The sequence below is a fragment of the Variovorax sp. GW821-FHT06D12 genome (assembly GCF_059419205.1).
The window spans coordinates 542573-557975 of the sequence record NZ_JBWKRI010000005.1; the positions used below are offsets into that span (position 1 = coordinate 542573).

Here is a 15403-nt window from a genome sequence, read left to right on the forward strand (position 1 = left end):
GGGCCGGTAGTGCACCGGGCCACATGCGGCAGCATGCCGGCCCCGACCCGCACGCCGTGCCAGCCTCACCGGCGCTGGAAAACGACGAGGAAGCAATCGCCTTCCTTCTCCTGGTAGCTGTGCGCCGGGCGGTAGTAAACGCTGGAATTGCCATTGCCCCGAGCGAAGTCCAGCGGCAAGAACGCCTGGGACTCCAGCACATCAAAGCCGTGCTTCGCTGCCCGTTCCTGCCACCATGGCAGCGGCTCCAACGTTTGGTGCAAGGGCGTGCCATCTTCCGTGAAGCCGCCGTCCACCTGGGAGATGGAGCAGGCGAAGATGCTTCCCGGACGGGTATGGCGCGCAAGATTGGTAAACAGGCCCTCGACCCCCTCCGCCGTCAGATGCTCGAGCACTTCCCAGGCCGAGATCACGTCGAACTTGAACGTCTCGATCTCGCCGCGACCCAGTTCAAAAGGGCGGGTCACATCACACGTGAAAAGAGAATCGCGCAGGAGCCGCCACTCAGCACGTTGCTGCAGCCTGGAGATGTCGCTTCCCTCGAGGCCAACGCCAATATGACCCCGCAGGACTGCGTCGAGCACCATCCCGCCCGCCGAGCAGCCGAGGTCCAGGAAGGACAACTGCTTGCCTGAACCAGCAAAGTAGTCCTCGCACGCGCGGATGAAGCGCGGGTGCCGCGTGTGATCGAGAACGGTTCCGACGGGATGGATGTGATCCGGGCTGTCATAGGCCACCGGATAGTCCGTGACGCACTTGAAGCCCTTCAAGCTCTCGAGGTCGATGTTCGACATCAGCGCAATCAGGATATCCCGTTGCACCCAATCCAGATGCCCGTGCAGCTCCGCGACGGAAGTCTGAACGTCACTCACACGGGCGACCGCGTTCGTCGAATTCTGAGAGAGCGCCGTCATCTGGACTTGGAGCGCAGCAATTTGCGAGGCGGCGTCCCGGGCCCCTTGAGCAAGGCCCGACATTTGTGCGCGGACATCGACGAAGAAGCTGGGCAAGCCATCGACCAAGCCATTAACCGAGCCTCGCAGATGGCCGACATCACCATCGATCTTGACGGTCCGTTCCGCCAGATGCCCGACCCGCTGCTCGATACCGGCCAGCTTGTCGACCACCCTCGCTTTGAATGGCAGGTAGAGCGGCCACAACATCCGCTTGATCACCGCGCGAATGGACAGCCCCCCCGCAGGCGGTGGTCCCGCTTGCGCCTGAGACTCCACCGCGTCCGACGACCTTTGCGTGGCTTCCGGGCCACTCTCGCCCACCGGCTCTTGCAATGCCGCAGGGAGGGCAATCCAGTCGAGTGGGTACTTCAACTCTTCCAACAGCGTTCGCGTCAGCGTGAGGTCTTCATTCGCAAAGTTGCGCGATGAAAACACCTTGCGCTTCAGGAACGGCGAACCCTTCTGAAGAAGCGTGTTCTGATAGGTCGAAATATCTGCACCGAACGGAACGTCAAGAACAGACCGGTCAATCAGCGGCGCAAAGGAAAATCCATTCGCGGCCAGCAACCTGCTGAGTCCGATTTCGTACTTTTCACATATCTTTTGCTTCGATTCTTCGACCGCGATGGACTCGAAGAAATCCCGGAAAACTGCACTCCCCACCACAGGCCGGTTCAGTGTCAGGAAATAGCTCTGCAGGTGTCGCGTGTTGCCATAGTTTTCAGTGATGCCCCAGGCATCCAGACCGGCAGCATCCATGCGGGCGAAGACTGTCGCCAGCTCCCGCACAGGTCCGTAATTGCTGTCATTCGCCAGGATGACGGTGTCGTATTTCTCGACTTCTTGCCACCCCAGCCGAAAAATCAATTTCTGCCAAGATCCGAAATCATACTTTTCGTGCGCTTCCGCCCATCGCCCACGGGTGACCGAATCCAGCTTCTTGAGCTCTTCCTCACTGGCCTCATTTGCCGCCTGGTAATAGACATCGGCAAACCTTGAAAGCTCACGTAGGTAGTGAACCACATAGTCATCAACCCGACTCTCAGGGCTATACCCGGCAAAAAGGCACAAACGCTTCATTCAATATCCTCTTTAATCATCTTCCAGATCGGAAGCACGCCGAAGGCGCGATACACGTGATGCTGAGCGTCCGTGGTCTTGCTCATCAAAGGCAACTTTCCAAAGACATAAAGCGTGGTACAGATGCTCTCGCCCGGAATAGTTTGCAAATTGAGCAATGGCCAACGCCCGTTGAGAAAATATCCGCGCAGTTCGCCCACACGGCGACGTCGAAAGGTATCGCTGAAGGTGCCCTGCAGCGCGGCTTGCGCGTCCAATGCGGCCTGATCGGCATTCGCGTCCGGCGTCACACCTGTGCCGTATTTCTTGTGAAGCTGCTCAGCACTCATCGTGCCATTCCAATTGCTGCTTCCCTGATCCAGGCTGCGATAGAAAAGCTCTTCATCTGTCAGCTTCGTCAGATCCCGGTACCAGGGCAAATGCCTTGCTTCATAGGGATAGCCCATTCGAAATGCCGAGAAGAAATCGGAGGTGCGCCATTCTTCTCGCGGACGATACAGCGCAAATGTCGTGTCCACCGGTGCATCGTAAACCGTCAGCGTGCCGTGCTCCTTCACCTTTTCGTAGAATCGACCCTCCCATTTGAGAACGTTTTCCTTCAGCTCGTAGTGATCGGGCAGATCGTCCAGTTTGAGGGAAAAACCGATCTTGTTCTTGGCTGGATGACTCAGCAAGACATCAAGAAAGACATACAAGAAGTCAAATGGACATTCATCGACGGGCAGGACATCCGGGTCGGTCAACACGAAATAGTTCGAATCGACGATCTCCTTGAATTTCAACGAGTCGAACAATACTGTGTGTTTGTAATTGACGCCCATGTAGTGCACTCTGTGGGGAGAGGCACGCAGGTACTCGACAAGCGGCGGATAGGACGACGCGTTGTCGATGATGTGGATGTTCTTGAATCCTGCCTTTTCGAAGTACGCAATGCTTGCCTGCAGGTACGTCAGGTGGTTGAACGAGATGACGAAGATCGGAATTTCGCGGATGACGTCTTTGCACAGGTGAACGAAATCGTCCTTGGGCAGTGGCTTGATCTGGTGGAATACGGAGGCCAGCTCAAGCGGCGAGCAAAGGTCGGGGCGCTTGATGGAAGCCATCAATTTCGCCAGCATGTCGAGCTTGGCCGCCTCATTGCCGGACTCGCCTTTCAGCATCGCCGTGACCTGTTCCACATCGGCTGGTGGCAGGTCGCCCACCAGATACCCGATCATCCGGAGCTTGACACCGACATCCAGCCGGTGCATCTCGTCCATGTGGGCAATCGACGCACTCTCATTGTGTCGGCGATAGCGAAGCAGGATCTCCTGGACATTTCCCAGTTTCGTGACGCGAATGGCACGCGTCCACAAATCGTAGTCCTCGCTGAAACGCATCGACTCGTCGTAGAAAAGATTGTTTTCAACGAACAACTGGCGTCGCAGCATGGCCGTGGGATGCGCGATATAGCAGCCCATGAGCATGTCGGCATAGCGGACGTTCTCCATGTGATGATGAATGGCATCACCGTCCATGAACTGCTGAAACTTCGTGCCGCACACCCCCACGTCGAGATGCTCATCGAGAAACGCTACCTGCTTTCCGAGCCTCGTCGCTTCCGCGATGTCATCCGCATCCATGCGTGCTATGAATTCACCTCGTGCTTCGCGAAAAGCAAAATTCAACGCAGCAGCAAGGCCTTTGCCCGGCCCTTTCAACACTGTGATGCGAGCATCCTCATAGCCACGGATGAGATCCAGAGTGCCGTCCGTTGAATTGTCATCAACAATCAGCAGCTCGAAATCCGTGAAGGTCTGCCCCAGAATGCTATCCAGCGCCTCCTTTAGATATTTTTCGGAGTTTCGCGTTGGAATGACGACTGATACGCGTGGTGGATACATGAGCAGTTTTATTTTTTAATTCAAAGTGATCGTTTGCGCAAAATCAATGCAAGCGCGGGGCAGGTGCTCATTCAAACTACAGGTCGGTCGGGTTGTAGAAAATTATCCGACTGCCCAACGGCTCGAATCCAAAATTAATCCGGCGCAGGCCAAGCGCCTTCTCAATAGCGTCATGGCGTTCGGACGGCGCGTAGAACATCAGAAAACCGCCTGCGCCGGCACCCAACAACTTGCCGCCGAGCGCACCATTGGCCTTGGCCTTCTCATACCAGTCGTCAATTGCATTGCTGGTGATGCCTGAGGCCAACTGCTTTTTAAGCCGCCAGTTTTCATCGAGAATTTCGCCCATCGAATCCAGATGCCCGCTCTGCAATTCGTCGCGCAATTCATAAACCAGCTCGACCATGCGATTCAGCATTTTTTGCTTGCCCGCACTGTCGGCCACATTCGACGACTGCTCTTTCAGGATGCCCGACGCGCTGCGCGTAATTCCCGTATAGAAAACCAGAATATTGCTTTCGACGGCCTCCCGGATCTTTCGCTGCAACACGAGCGGCGTCACCAGGACGCTGTCATCCGGCTTGAATTCGATAAGGCTCAACCCACCGTATGCAGACGCGTATTGGTCCTGCTTTCCGATCGGCTCACCACACCGATCTATTTCGATTTCGCAGCTCAAACGTCCCAGCTGTTCAGCCGAGACATGCCGACCCAAATAGGCCGAGAGAACATTGATCAAACCGACGGTAAAGGCGCTGGACGACCCCAGCCCGGTGCCGCGCGATGGAATATCGGCGGTGCTTGTGACTTCAATTCCTCCTGGGATTTCGAGCATTTGAAGCGTCGCACGAACCAGGCGATGCTCGATCTTTTCGATGTGATCGACTTCTTCGGTCTTGGAATACGCGATTCGGATCCCGCCGTCGAACTTCTTGTTGACGCTCACATAGACGTATTTGTCCACGGCGGTCGAAAGCACCGCTCCGCCATGCTGTCGGTAGTAGCTTGGCAGGTCGCTTCCGCCGCCGACAAAGCTCATCCGCAACGGTGTCCGGCTAATGATCATGGGGTGTCGATGGAAAAAATGGAATCAAGGTCGAGCACGCCGTCCGCCGTGGCCCGCGCAGCGGCCACCGAGGGCATTTCGTCCTGCTGTCGCTGCTCGTAGGCGTGCGCCGCCCCTTGTGCATCGGCGAGGCCACGTGCGATGAGGTCGGATTCGACGCGAGCGCGCCGCGGCGCTTCGGTCGCTTCGATGTGAAGGCGCCAGATCCGCCGCTCGCCCCGCCAATCGGCGAGCAGCGCGGGAACCCCCTCCAGAATCAGCACCGTGTCTTGCGCCAGCACAGTGCGCTCGGGCTGCCCCCGTTCGCGAAGCATCCGGTCGTAGGTCGGCAGGTCAGCGTCGATCGCGCCACCGCGGAGCCAGTCCTTGAGATCTTCTTGCGCTTCTTCCAGCGCATAGCGCCCCAGCACGCCCGCGCCGCGTTCGGCGGCGGGCCGCAGCCAGCGATCGAGTGACAGCGCTTGGGCATCCAGCTTGCGAGCCACCAGCTCGGACTTCAAGACGCTGGCAAGGGTCGACTTCCCATTGCGCGCCAAGCCGCCCACCAGCACCAGATCGCCCGGCTGGACCTTGAGCGCCCATTCATTGACGGCAGCAGCGAGCAGCGGATAGATGTGAACGATGAAATGCGCTGCAGCGCCGACGTCTGCGAAGCGGAAGTCCGGCGCAGCGGTGAATTTGCCATCGCGCCCGGCTTCTCCGGTTTCTACCAAAACCGAACGCAGCCCGGCTCGCCGCGCTGCCAGCATGTCGGCGGTGCTGTCACCGATCATCCAGGAGTCGGCGGCCTGGATGTTCATCGCCGCCATGGCCTCGCGCATCATGCCGGGCTGAGGCTTGCGGCAATCGCAGGCGATTTTCAGCGCCGGCACTTCGCCGGCAAAACCGGCATCGGGGTGATGCGGGCAGAAGTAGATCGCATCGACATAGGCGCCGGCCTCACCCAGCCGGCTTTCCAGCCGGTTGTGGATGCGCTGCAGGTCATCGAAGCTGGCCTCCCCACGCGCAAGCACCGGTTGGTTCGTCACCACGACGACGCGGTACTCCGCGTTGTTGAATGCACGCACCGCTTCAGCGGCATGCGAAAGAAGTTCGAAATCCGCGGGCCTGCGCACATAGTCGCGAAGCACATTGAGGGTTCCGTCCCGGTCCAGGAACACAGCCTTTTGCAAGTGCTGCCGGCTAGCGCGCTGGACCACGCCTGAACGCAGGTGCTTTTCCACCTTGTCGAGTCGCTTGGGCGTGCCCAGGTCCTTGATGTACTCGAAGCTGACATAGCCCGAGATGTGCGCCCCGGCGCGCACCATGGCCGGAAAGAGATCCTTGGCGAAATCACTGGGCACGGGAAAGTCGCGCCAAGCCAGGAGCGCCTTCTTTTCGACGATGTAGAAGGCAGCATTGACGAGGTTGCGCAACTCGGCGCCATCCGGGTGCGGGTAACCATGAAACGCCTGCACCCGACCGGAGGCATCGATTTCCACCAGGTCCGAATCCGCCGGATGGTCGTTCGGATGCAGCAGCAGCGTGGCATCCGCACCCGAAGCCTCGTGTGCGGCCAGCATGTGCCCGATATCGATGTCGAACAGCGTGTCGCCATAGACGACGATGAATCGATCGTCCAGGTCGTCCAGGCATGCCAGGAGGGCGCCCGCCGTTCCGCGCGGCTCGCCATCGTCGAAAAGGCGCACCCGGCTGGGAAACTGGCGCTGCTCGAAGAAGGCTTGGATCTGGTCTGCTGCGTGGTTGACCAGAACGACGACGTCATCAATCCCGTGGTGCGTGAGCGTTCGGACCTGAAGCTCCAGCAATGGCGTGCCATTGACATCCACGAGCGGCTTGGGACGCCCGTTCAGGCGCTCTGCCAGCCGGGTGCCCTTGCCGCCCGCAAGAATGACCGCCTGCGTCACTCCGCCAGCTCCTCGCGCGCGATCTCGTCGACCGCGCGCACCATGGCCTGCGTCGAATCAAGCTGAGGGCTCCAGCCGCTGGCGGCCAGGCGCTGGGTCGAATAGCGGAAGCGCGGCACATCGCCCACCCAGCCGCGGTTGCCCTCACCAAAGACGATGTCGGCTTTCGGAGACACCCGGTCGCGCACCGTCTGCGCAATCATGCGCACCGTGACGCCATCGTCCTTCGGCCCGATGTTGAACACCTTGTAGCGCCCCTCGAGCCGGCTCACGTGCAGCATGGCGTCGATCAGGTCGTCGACATGCAGATACGCCTTCTGCTGCGTACCGTCCCCGAGAACCTGCAGTTGCTCGGGGGTTGCCTTCAACTTGCGGATGAAATCGAAGATCACGCCGTGCGTCGCGGGCACGCCGATGACGTTCGGGAATCGGAAGATGTCTGCGCGCGGGAGGAATGCCTCGACGGCCGCCCGGATCTGCGCTTCCGATGCCAGCTTCATGGCCCCGTAGTTGGAAATCGGCTGCAACGGGCCGATGTCTTCGTGGATTTCGCGCTCGCCGAGATCGCCGTAGATGGCCGAACTCGATGCGAAGTGCAGCTCGGGAATGTCATGCCGGCGCATCGCCTCGAGCACGGCAAAGGTGGTCAGGAACGTGCGATCGCGGTCGATGCGCGGATCGGCCACCCCGGCCGGGATGTCCGAATTGGCGGCCAGGTGCCAGACATGCGCCACAGGGGCACCAGCCTCGCGGATCGCTGCCGACAGGGCTTCCAGATCGGAGCAGTCCACCTGCTTGAAACTGAAACGGGGCTCGCTGTCGAATTCCGCCACCAGCTCACGCCGTCCACGCGACAGGTCATCCAGGGCCAGAACAGCGTCACCTTCTTCAAGCAGACGGCGCGTCAGATTGACGGCGACAAAACCAGCGCCACCAGTGATCAGGTGCAATTTCATGGGGATCTCACAATAAGAAGGCCGACCTCGAGCTGGAAGTTGCTGGCCCAGGCCGGCATGTCGGCTGCTAGAACTTGAGCGTTCCCAGCAAGGAAGGATCGGTCAGGTGGCTCTGGCGAAGGTATTGCGCCAGGATGTGCATGAGCGACTGGTGCACGTCCTCGACGACACCGTAGTTCTGCGCATCGACATGAAGGCTGACGTCGGCCAGGCGAGCGGCATCGCCACCCGCAAACCCGGTCATGGCAATCGTTGCCATCTTCATCTCGCGCGCCGTGTTGAGCGCCTTGATGATGTTGGGCGATGCGCCAGACGAGCTGATGGCGATCAGGACGTCTCCTTCGGACGCCATCGACGTCAGCTGGAACGAGAACATCTCGTCGGGCCCGATGTCATTGACGATCGCGGTAATCAGCTCGACGGCGGACGAGAGGCTGTTCACCTTGGGCTTCAGCCAGCTGTTGCTGCGAACACCTTTCATGCAGTCGCAGACCAGGTGGTTGGAAATGGCTGCGGAGCCCCCATTGCCACACGAAAAGATCATCTTTCCCTGGGCAGCACGTTCCGCAAGAAGGCGCCCTGCGGCTGCCAGCGCGCCACGGTCCACGGTCTTGGCTGCGGCCGTGATTCTTTCGAAATACGCGTCCGCGTAAAGCCCAGCATCTTGTATCTGGTGATCTGGAAAGAACGAAGGCATAAAAATCCCGGGTAGTAGTAGTTATAAAAATTCGGGGTGGCAGGCAGATCCCACGGCCTTGACTACCCCTGTGTCACATCGCGGCGGCAAACCAATCCGCAGCGCTCGTCTCTTACTCGAAAACTTCCGCCTGCTTCATCGACAGCCCAGCGCTGTCCTTGGCTGAAAGCGCAGGGGCCTGCCCCACATCCGGCCACGCAATACCGAGTGAGGCGTCGTTCCACAAGATGCATCGCTCATGCGCAGGCGCGTAGTAGTCGGTGGTCTTGTAGAGGAAGTCGGCACTGTCGCTAAGCACGAGAAAACCATGTGCGAAACCGGGCGGAACCCACAGCTGCCTGTGGTTGTCCTCACTGAGTTCCACGCCAACCCATTTCCCAAAGGTCGCCGACGACTTGCGGATGTCCACGGCCACATCGAACACCGCGCCACGCACCGCGCGCACCAGTTTTCCTTGCGCTTGCTGGACCTGATAGTGCAGGCCGCGAAGCACGCCTTTGGACGACCTTGAATGGTTGTCCTGCACGAAGTCGACCTTCGACCCGACCGCATCTTCAAAGGCGCGCTGGTTGAAGCTCTCGTAGAAAAACCCCCTGGCATCGCCGAAGACTTTCGGCTCGATGATCAAAACGTCGGGGATCTCGGTTTGGATGACATTCACGAACGCACCTCTTCGGTCAGCAGGTGCTTCAGGTACTTTCCGTACCCGTTCTTCTGCAGCGGTGCAGCGAGCTTTTCGAGTTGGGCGCTGTCGATGAAGCCATTGCGCCATGCAATTTCTTCAGGGCAGGCGATCTTCAGTCCCTGCCGATGTTCCAGCGTCGCAATGAACTGGCCGGCTTCGAGCAGGCTCTCGTGCGTGCCCGTATCGAGCCACGCGTAGCCGCGCTGCATGATCTGCACGTTGAGCTGGTCCAAGTCCAAGTACGCCTGGTTGACCGCCGTGATCTCCAGTTCGCCGCGCGCGCTCGGCTTCACGGCCTTGGCGATGTCGACGACCTGGTTGTCGTAGAAGTACAGGCCGGTCACGGCATAGCTGCTCTTGGGCTTCACGGGCTTTTCTTCGATGCTGCTGGCCTTGCCGTTGGCATCGAAGGCCACCACGCCATAACGCTCCGGGTCGTGCACGTGGTACGCGAACACGGTCGCACCGCTCTGCTTCGCATCAGCGTCCGACAGCAGATGGGCAAAGTCATGCCCATAGAAGATGTTGTCCCCCAACACCAGCGCGCTCGGCGAGTTCCCCACGAACTTGTCGCCGATGATGAACGCCTGCGCCAGGCCATCGGGACTCGGCTGCACCGCGTACTGCAGGTTGATGCCCCACTGGCTGCCGTCGCCCAGCAGCTGCTGGAAGCGCGGCGTGTCCTGCGGCGTGCTGATGATCAGGATGTCGCGCATGCCGCCGAGCATCAGGGTGCTCAGCGGGTAATAGATCATGGGCTTGTCGTACACCGGCAGCAGTTGCTTGCTCATGGCGAGCGTGGCCGGGTGCAGGCGGGTGCCGGAGCCACCGGCAAGGATGATGCCTTTGCGTTGCGTCATGGGGTCTTCTAGTGTGGGAGGCCGGGAAAAATCAGTCGGTCAGAGCGTCTCGCGCAGCATGCGTGCCACGCCTTCCTGCCAGGGCGGCAAGCGCAGGCCGAAGGTGGTCTGCAGCTTGGTGGTGTCGAGCCGCGAGTTGTGCGGCCGCTTCGCGGGCGTCGGAAAGGCGCTGGTGGGTACGGCCTCCACGGCCTGCGGGCCGGCCTTGAGTTCGACGCCGGCCTGCTGCGCCATCTCGAGCACGAATCGCGCGTAACCGTGCCACGTGGTCTCGCCGCCGGCGATGGCGTGGTACAGCCCTGCCTTGGCCGGGTCTTGCAAGGTGGCGCGGATGGCGTGCGCGGTGATGTCGGCCAGCAGCTCGGCACCGGTCGGGGCGCCGAACTGGTCGTCGATGACCGTGAGCTTGTCTCGCTCCTTGGCCAGCCGCAGCATGGTCTTGGCGAAGTTGCCACCGCGTGCGGCGTACACCCAGCTGGTGCGAAAGATCAGGTGCTTCGCGCAATGCTGCGCCACCAACTGTTCGCCTTCGAGCTTGGTCTGGCCGTACACGCTGAGCGGGCCGGTCGCGTCGTCTTCTTTCCAGGGGCGGGTGCCGCTGCCGTCGAAGACGTAGTCGGTGGAGTAATGCACCATCAGCGCGCCGATCTGCTGCGCGGCCTCGGCCACCACGCCGGGCGAGGTGGCGTTGAGCTTGCGCGCGAAGTCGGGCTCGCTCTCGGCCTTGTCGACGGCGGTGTGCGCGGCGGCATTGACGATGACGTCGGGGCGCACCGCCAGCACCGTGGCGGCCAGCTGCTCGGGGCGGCTGAAGTCGGCGTGGAAGTCGGTGCTGTCGAAGTCCAGCGCGACCACTTCGCCGAGCGGCGCGAGGCTGCGCTGCAGCTCCCAGCCGACCTGTCCACCTTTGCCGAGCAGCAGCAACTTCATGCGGAAGCCTTCGCGGGTGCGGCGTCGTACTGCTTCTCGACCCATTCGCGGTACGCGCCGCTTTGCACGTTGCGCACCCACTCGCCGTTGGCGAGGTACCACTGGACGGTCTTGCGGATGCCGGTGTCGAAGGTCTCGGCGGGCTTCCAGCCGAGTTCGGCCTCGAGCTTGCGTGCATCGATGGCGTAGCGGCGGTCGTGGCCCGGGCGGTCCGTGACGTAGGTGATCTGTTCCTTGTACGGCTTGCCGTCGGCGCGGGGGCTCAGTTCGTCGAGCAGCGCGCACACGGTGTTGACGATCTCGATGTTGGGCTTCTCGTTCCAGCCGCCGACGTTGTAGGTCTCACCGAGCTTGCCGGCCTCGAGCACGCGGCGGATGGCGCTGCAGTGGTCCTTCACGTAGAGCCAGTCGCGCACCTGCATGCCGTCGCCGTACACGGGCAGGTTCTTGCCGGCCAGCGCGTTGACGATCATCAGCGGGATCAACTTCTCGGGGAAGTGGAACGGGCCGTAGTTGTTCGAGCAGTTGGTGGTGACCACCGGCAGGCCGTAGGTGTGGTGCCAGGCGCGCACGAGGTGGTCGCTGGCGGCCTTGCTGGCCGAGTACGGGCTGTTGGGCTCGTACTTGTTCTCTTCGGTGAAGGCCGGGTCGGTCTTGGAGAGCGAGCCGTAGACCTCGTCGGTCGACACATGCAGGAAGCGGAAGGCCGCCTTTTGGTCGGCCGGCAGGGCGTTCCAGTAGCCGCGCACCGATTCGAGCAGGCGGAAGGTGCCGAGCACGTTGGTCTGCACGAAGTCTTCGGGGCCGTGGATCGAACGATCCACGTGCGATTCCGCGGCAAAGTTCACAACGGCACGGGGTTTGTGCTCGGCCAGCAGGCGATCGAGCAGCGCGCTGTCGCCGATGTCGCCCTGCACGAAGACGTGGTTCGCGTTGCCCTTGAGCGACGCCAGGGTCTCGAGGTTGCCTGCGTAGGTCAGCTTGTCGAGGTTCACGACGGGCTCGTTGCCCTGCGCGATCCAGTCGAGCACGAAATTGGCGCCAATGAAGCCTGCGCCGCCGGTAACCAGGATCATGGAGTCCCCTGCATGTAGAAAAAAGTTTGCTTTACCAAAAATCAACATTCAATTATCCCATCGGTGTGAAGTGCCGATGTACAGGGCTTGGCCGGCTTGCGGGGCCCGCCTACAATCGCCAACAATTGCAGGAGAGCGGGCCTCCACGGAGGCCCTACCGAAGGCGCAAACTCCCATAAACGCTCAGGTCGGCCCGACGAAATTCCAGGCAACGCCCAGGAACTTCGGCAAGGGGTCAGTACTGCACTCATCGATACAGCCGTCTGGAGAGCCGCCACGCCATGTGGCGCACCGAAGGAGCAAACCCGCTGCGGGTGCAGCAGGGTGAATCTCTCAGGTACCGAGGACAGGGGGAGCGGCAACTTGGACATCGGTCGTCCGGTTGCTTGCTATTTTTTCAATAGCACTCCACGCCCGCCGTTCAAGCGCTGCAAACTCAAAGGCACTTGCAATGCGTGTGATCGTTCTTGGCGCCGGCCTGCTCGGCGTGACTTCGGCCTACTACCTCCAGCAACTCGGCCACGAGGTGACCGTGATCGACCGGCAGGCCACCCCGGCCGCCGAAACCAGCTTCGCCAACGGCGGCCAGATCTCGGTCAGCCATGCCGAGCCGTGGGCCAATCCGAGCGCGCCGCTGAAGGTGCTGCAATGGCTCGGCAAGGAAGACGCGCCGCTGCTGTTCCGCATCCGCGCCGACATGCGCCAGTGGCTCTGGGGCCTGCAGTTTTTGCGCGAATGCACCCCCGCGCGCACCCGCCACAACATCGAACAGATCGTTCGTCTCGGTACATACAGCCGGGAAATGTTGCAGCAATTGCGTCGAGACACCGGCCTGAACTATGACCAGCGCACGCAAGGCATCCTGCACTTCTACACGACGCAAAAAGAATTCGACGGCGCCCTCGCGCCCGCCGAGCAGATGCGCGCCCTGGGCTGCGAACGCCTGGTCATCTCGGCCGACGAAGCCATCAAGATCGAACCCGCCCTCGCCCACATCCGCCCCCAACTCGCCGGCGCCACCTACACCGCCGAAGACGAATCGGGCGACGCCAACCGCTTCGCGCGCGAGCTGGTGAAGCTGGCCGAAGCGGCCGGCGTGAAGTTCCTCATGAGCCACACGGTGACCGCGCTGCGCGAAGCCGGCGGCAGCATCGACCACGTCGAGGCGACCGACAACGAAGGCCGCTTCCAGCGCATCCGCGGCGATGCCTTCGTGCTTGCGATGGGTTCGCTGAGCCCGCTGTACGCGGCGCCGTTGGGCATCCGCCTGCCGATCTACCCGGCCAAGGGCTACTCGGTGACGCTGCCCGTGAAGGACGCGTCGAAGGCGCACCAGGTCTCGCTCACCGACGACGAATACAAGCTGGTGTTCTCGCGCTACACCTCCGAATCGGGCGACCGCCTGCGCATCGCCGGCACGGCCGAGCTCAACGGCTACGACCGCGACCTGAACCGCGTGCGTTGCGAAGCCATCGTGCGGCGCGTCGAAGAGCTCTTCCCCGGCGCCGGCGACACCGAACGCGCGCAGTTCTGGACCGGCCTGCGCCCGGCCACGCCGAGCAACGTGCCGCTGATCGGCAAGACCAAACTGCCGAACCTGTTCCTCAACACCGGCCACGGCACGCTCGGCTGGACGCACGCCTGCGGCTCGGGCAAGTCGATCGCGCGCATCGTGAGCGGGCTGGCGCCCGAGGTCGATTTCGCGTTCGCCGGCATGCCGGCGCCCGCGCCGCGCGCCGTGCAACCCGCACTGGGCTGACACGACACGCGCCCTCGGGTCATGCCTTGAACGTGACCCAGGGCTTGAGCCGCACGGCGCAGCGGATGAGCCCCGCGCTTTCCTGCGCCTCGATCACCGCGCCGATCGGCTTGTAGGCCTGCGGCGCCTCCTCGATGCGGCGCTCTTCGCGCAGCGTCACGCATTGCCAGCTGGCATCAGCGTCGCCGGGTGCGGGCCGCATCGCGCGCACTTCCTGCCGACGCATGCGCCGGCCGGCACCATGGCTGCACGACCACAGCCAGTCCTCATGCCCCAGCCCGGTCGCGAGGTACGAGTGATCGCCCATCGACCCGGGAATCAGCGCCAGGTCGCCCGCGTGCGCCGGCGTCGCGCCCTTGCGATGGATGTTCATGCCGTGCTCGCGCAGCACCACGTTGTGCGGCACGTCGACCACCAGCGTCGACGCCGTGGCGCCCAGCAGCTCGGCGAAGTCCTTGCGCACCAGCTCGGCCAGCACGACGCGGTTTGCCCACGCATAGCGCGCGGCCACGCCCATGGCCTCGAGGTACTCCTGCGCCAGCGGCCCGGCCAGACCGTACAGCCCGCTCTTCGGATGGCGCAGGCCCTGCGGCCACTCGGCCCGTGCGCGGTCCATCCAGCGGCCGCCGACATGGAACCCGATGTCGCGCGAGCCGCTGTGGATCATCACCACGACCTCGCCCACCTTGAGCCCCGCGCGGTACGCCGCGTGCCGGTCCATCACCTGGTCGACCACCTGCAGTTCGACGAAGTGGTTGCCGCTGCCCGGCGTGCCCAGGCACGGATCGCGGAACACCTCGTGGCGCGCGCCGGTGTAGGCCGGCGGTGCGTGCCGCGATTGCCCGCCGAAGCTCGCCAGGCCGATGCACGCGCCGATCTCGGCCTGCAGCCGGTCGCGGTCGCACGCGGCCCAGAGCCCGTCGTTGCGCACGGCATCCAGGAACGCGGCCGGCCCTTCGTCGAACAGCGCGCGAAACGCCGCCGTGTGCACCGGCACGTCGCGCCCGTTGTCGAGCAGGCTGCGTGTGAGCCGCGCGAGCAGCTGCGTCTTGTGCGGCGCCACCTGGTCCAGCGTGAGGCCGGTGGTCAGCAGGCGCATGCCGCAGTTGATGTCGGTGCCGACCGCGGCGGGGATCACGAAGTCGCCATCGGTGGCGACGACGCTGCCCACCGGCGCGACCGAGCCCGGATGAAAGTCCGGCGTCGCGCAGGCCTTGCACACGCCGTGCGCGCCGTCGGGCGAGCGCACGCTGGCAAAGGCCAGCAGCTGGTTCACGGCTTTTTCTTCCAGCGGCAGGCTCTGCGGCAGAAGAACGGTCGCCTGCGCGGCTTCGTTGCGCAGGTGATAGATGCCGTCGCGGTAATCGACGGCGATGTGGGCGCGCGAAAAGGCGCGCTGAAGTCTCGAAAAATGACTATTGGTGGGGCTGCCCATGGCTGCAATTCCATTCGGGGAAACCGTGTCGGTTTCCGGGCCCCGTCACATCGCATGGCGGGGCGAAAGAGATCGACCGCGTGCCTCGGGGCGCGCGGATCACTCTTTCTTGC

12 protein-coding genes and 2 riboswitches are annotated in these 15403 nt (G+C 62.3%); of the genes, 1 reads left to right on the forward strand and 11 read right to left on the reverse strand.

The window, feature by feature from the left end; translation table 11 throughout:
• Window positions 1-65: 65 nt before the first annotated feature.
• The 10 genes from AC07SQ_RS18800 to rfbB all read right to left on the reverse strand — a co-directional run bounded on the left by AC07SQ_RS18800 (window position 66) and on the right by rfbB (window position 12096).
• Window positions 66-2036 carry a rhamnan synthesis F family protein gene (locus AC07SQ_RS18800; RefSeq protein ID WP_495272250.1) on the reverse strand — a complete coding sequence of 657 codons (1971 nt, stop codon included), beginning with the start codon at window positions 2034-2036 and terminating at the stop codon, window positions 66-68.
• Window positions 2033-3919 (reverse strand): glycosyltransferase family 2 protein, encoded by a 1887-nt coding sequence (locus AC07SQ_RS18805; protein ID WP_495272249.1) that lies wholly within the window; start codon window positions 3917-3919, stop codon window positions 2033-2035. Before AC07SQ_RS18805 ends, AC07SQ_RS18800 begins: the two co-directional genes overlap by 4 nt.
• 76 nt (window positions 3920-3995) lie before the next feature.
• Complete coding sequence (locus AC07SQ_RS18810) at window positions 3996-4985, reverse strand: GHMP family kinase ATP-binding protein (protein ID WP_495272248.1); 990 nt, start codon at window positions 4983-4985, stop codon at window positions 3996-3998.
• Window positions 4982-6892 (reverse strand): HAD-IIIA family hydrolase, encoded by a 1911-nt coding sequence (locus AC07SQ_RS18815; RefSeq protein WP_495272247.1) that lies wholly within the window; start codon window positions 6890-6892, stop codon window positions 4982-4984. The genes AC07SQ_RS18810 and AC07SQ_RS18815 overlap by 4 nt, the downstream gene beginning before the upstream one ends.
• Entirely contained in the window at window positions 6889-7848 is a 960-nt protein-coding gene (locus AC07SQ_RS18820; protein ID WP_307696605.1) for an SDR family NAD(P)-dependent oxidoreductase, read from the reverse strand. Before AC07SQ_RS18820 ends, AC07SQ_RS18815 begins: the two co-directional genes overlap by 4 nt.
• 67 nt (window positions 7849-7915) lie before the next feature.
• Window positions 7916-8545: an SIS domain-containing protein gene (locus AC07SQ_RS18825; protein ID WP_495272246.1), complete on the reverse strand. Its 630-nt coding sequence runs from the start codon at window positions 8543-8545 to the stop codon at window positions 7916-7918.
• Between the two features lie 112 nt (window positions 8546-8657).
• Window positions 8658-9206, reverse strand: a complete 549-nt coding sequence (gene rfbC, locus AC07SQ_RS18830) for a dTDP-4-dehydrorhamnose 3,5-epimerase (protein ID WP_495272245.1) — start codon at window positions 9204-9206, stop codon at window positions 8658-8660.
• Complete coding sequence (gene rfbA / locus AC07SQ_RS18835) at window positions 9203-10090, reverse strand: glucose-1-phosphate thymidylyltransferase RfbA (protein ID WP_492686377.1); 888 nt, start codon at window positions 10088-10090, stop codon at window positions 9203-9205. The genes rfbC and rfbA overlap by 4 nt, the downstream gene beginning before the upstream one ends.
• Before the next feature lie 39 nt (window positions 10091-10129).
• On the reverse strand, window positions 10130-11020 hold the full coding sequence (gene rfbD, locus AC07SQ_RS18840; RefSeq protein WP_492698234.1) for a dTDP-4-dehydrorhamnose reductase: 891 nt from the start codon (window positions 11018-11020) through the stop codon (window positions 10130-10132).
• Window positions 11017-12096, reverse strand: coding sequence for a dTDP-glucose 4,6-dehydratase (gene rfbB / locus AC07SQ_RS18845; RefSeq protein WP_095743503.1), 1080 nt, complete (start codon window positions 12094-12096; stop codon window positions 11017-11019). Before rfbB ends, rfbD begins: the two co-directional genes overlap by 4 nt.
• A gap of 118 nt (window positions 12097-12214) precedes the next feature.
• Window positions 12215-12305, forward strand: a riboswitch (glycine riboswitch).
• Window positions 12306-12349: 44 nt separating this feature from the next.
• A riboswitch (glycine riboswitch) is annotated at window positions 12350-12456 on the forward strand.
• Window positions 12457-12547: 91 nt separating this feature from the next.
• Here rfbB and AC07SQ_RS18850 point away from each other — a divergent pair.
• The gene (locus tag AC07SQ_RS18850) at window positions 12548-13855 is read left to right on the forward strand and encodes a D-amino acid dehydrogenase (RefSeq protein WP_062471173.1); all 1308 of its coding nucleotides are present in this window, start codon (window positions 12548-12550) and stop codon (window positions 13853-13855) included.
• A gap of 19 nt (window positions 13856-13874) precedes the next feature.
• On the opposite strand, the gene AC07SQ_RS18855 is transcribed toward AC07SQ_RS18850, so the two are convergent.
• The gene (locus AC07SQ_RS18855) at window positions 13875-15290 is read right to left on the reverse strand and encodes an RtcB family protein (RefSeq protein ID WP_495272244.1); all 1416 of its coding nucleotides are present in this window, start codon (window positions 15288-15290) and stop codon (window positions 13875-13877) included.
• Between the last annotated feature and the right edge of the window lie 113 nt (window positions 15291-15403).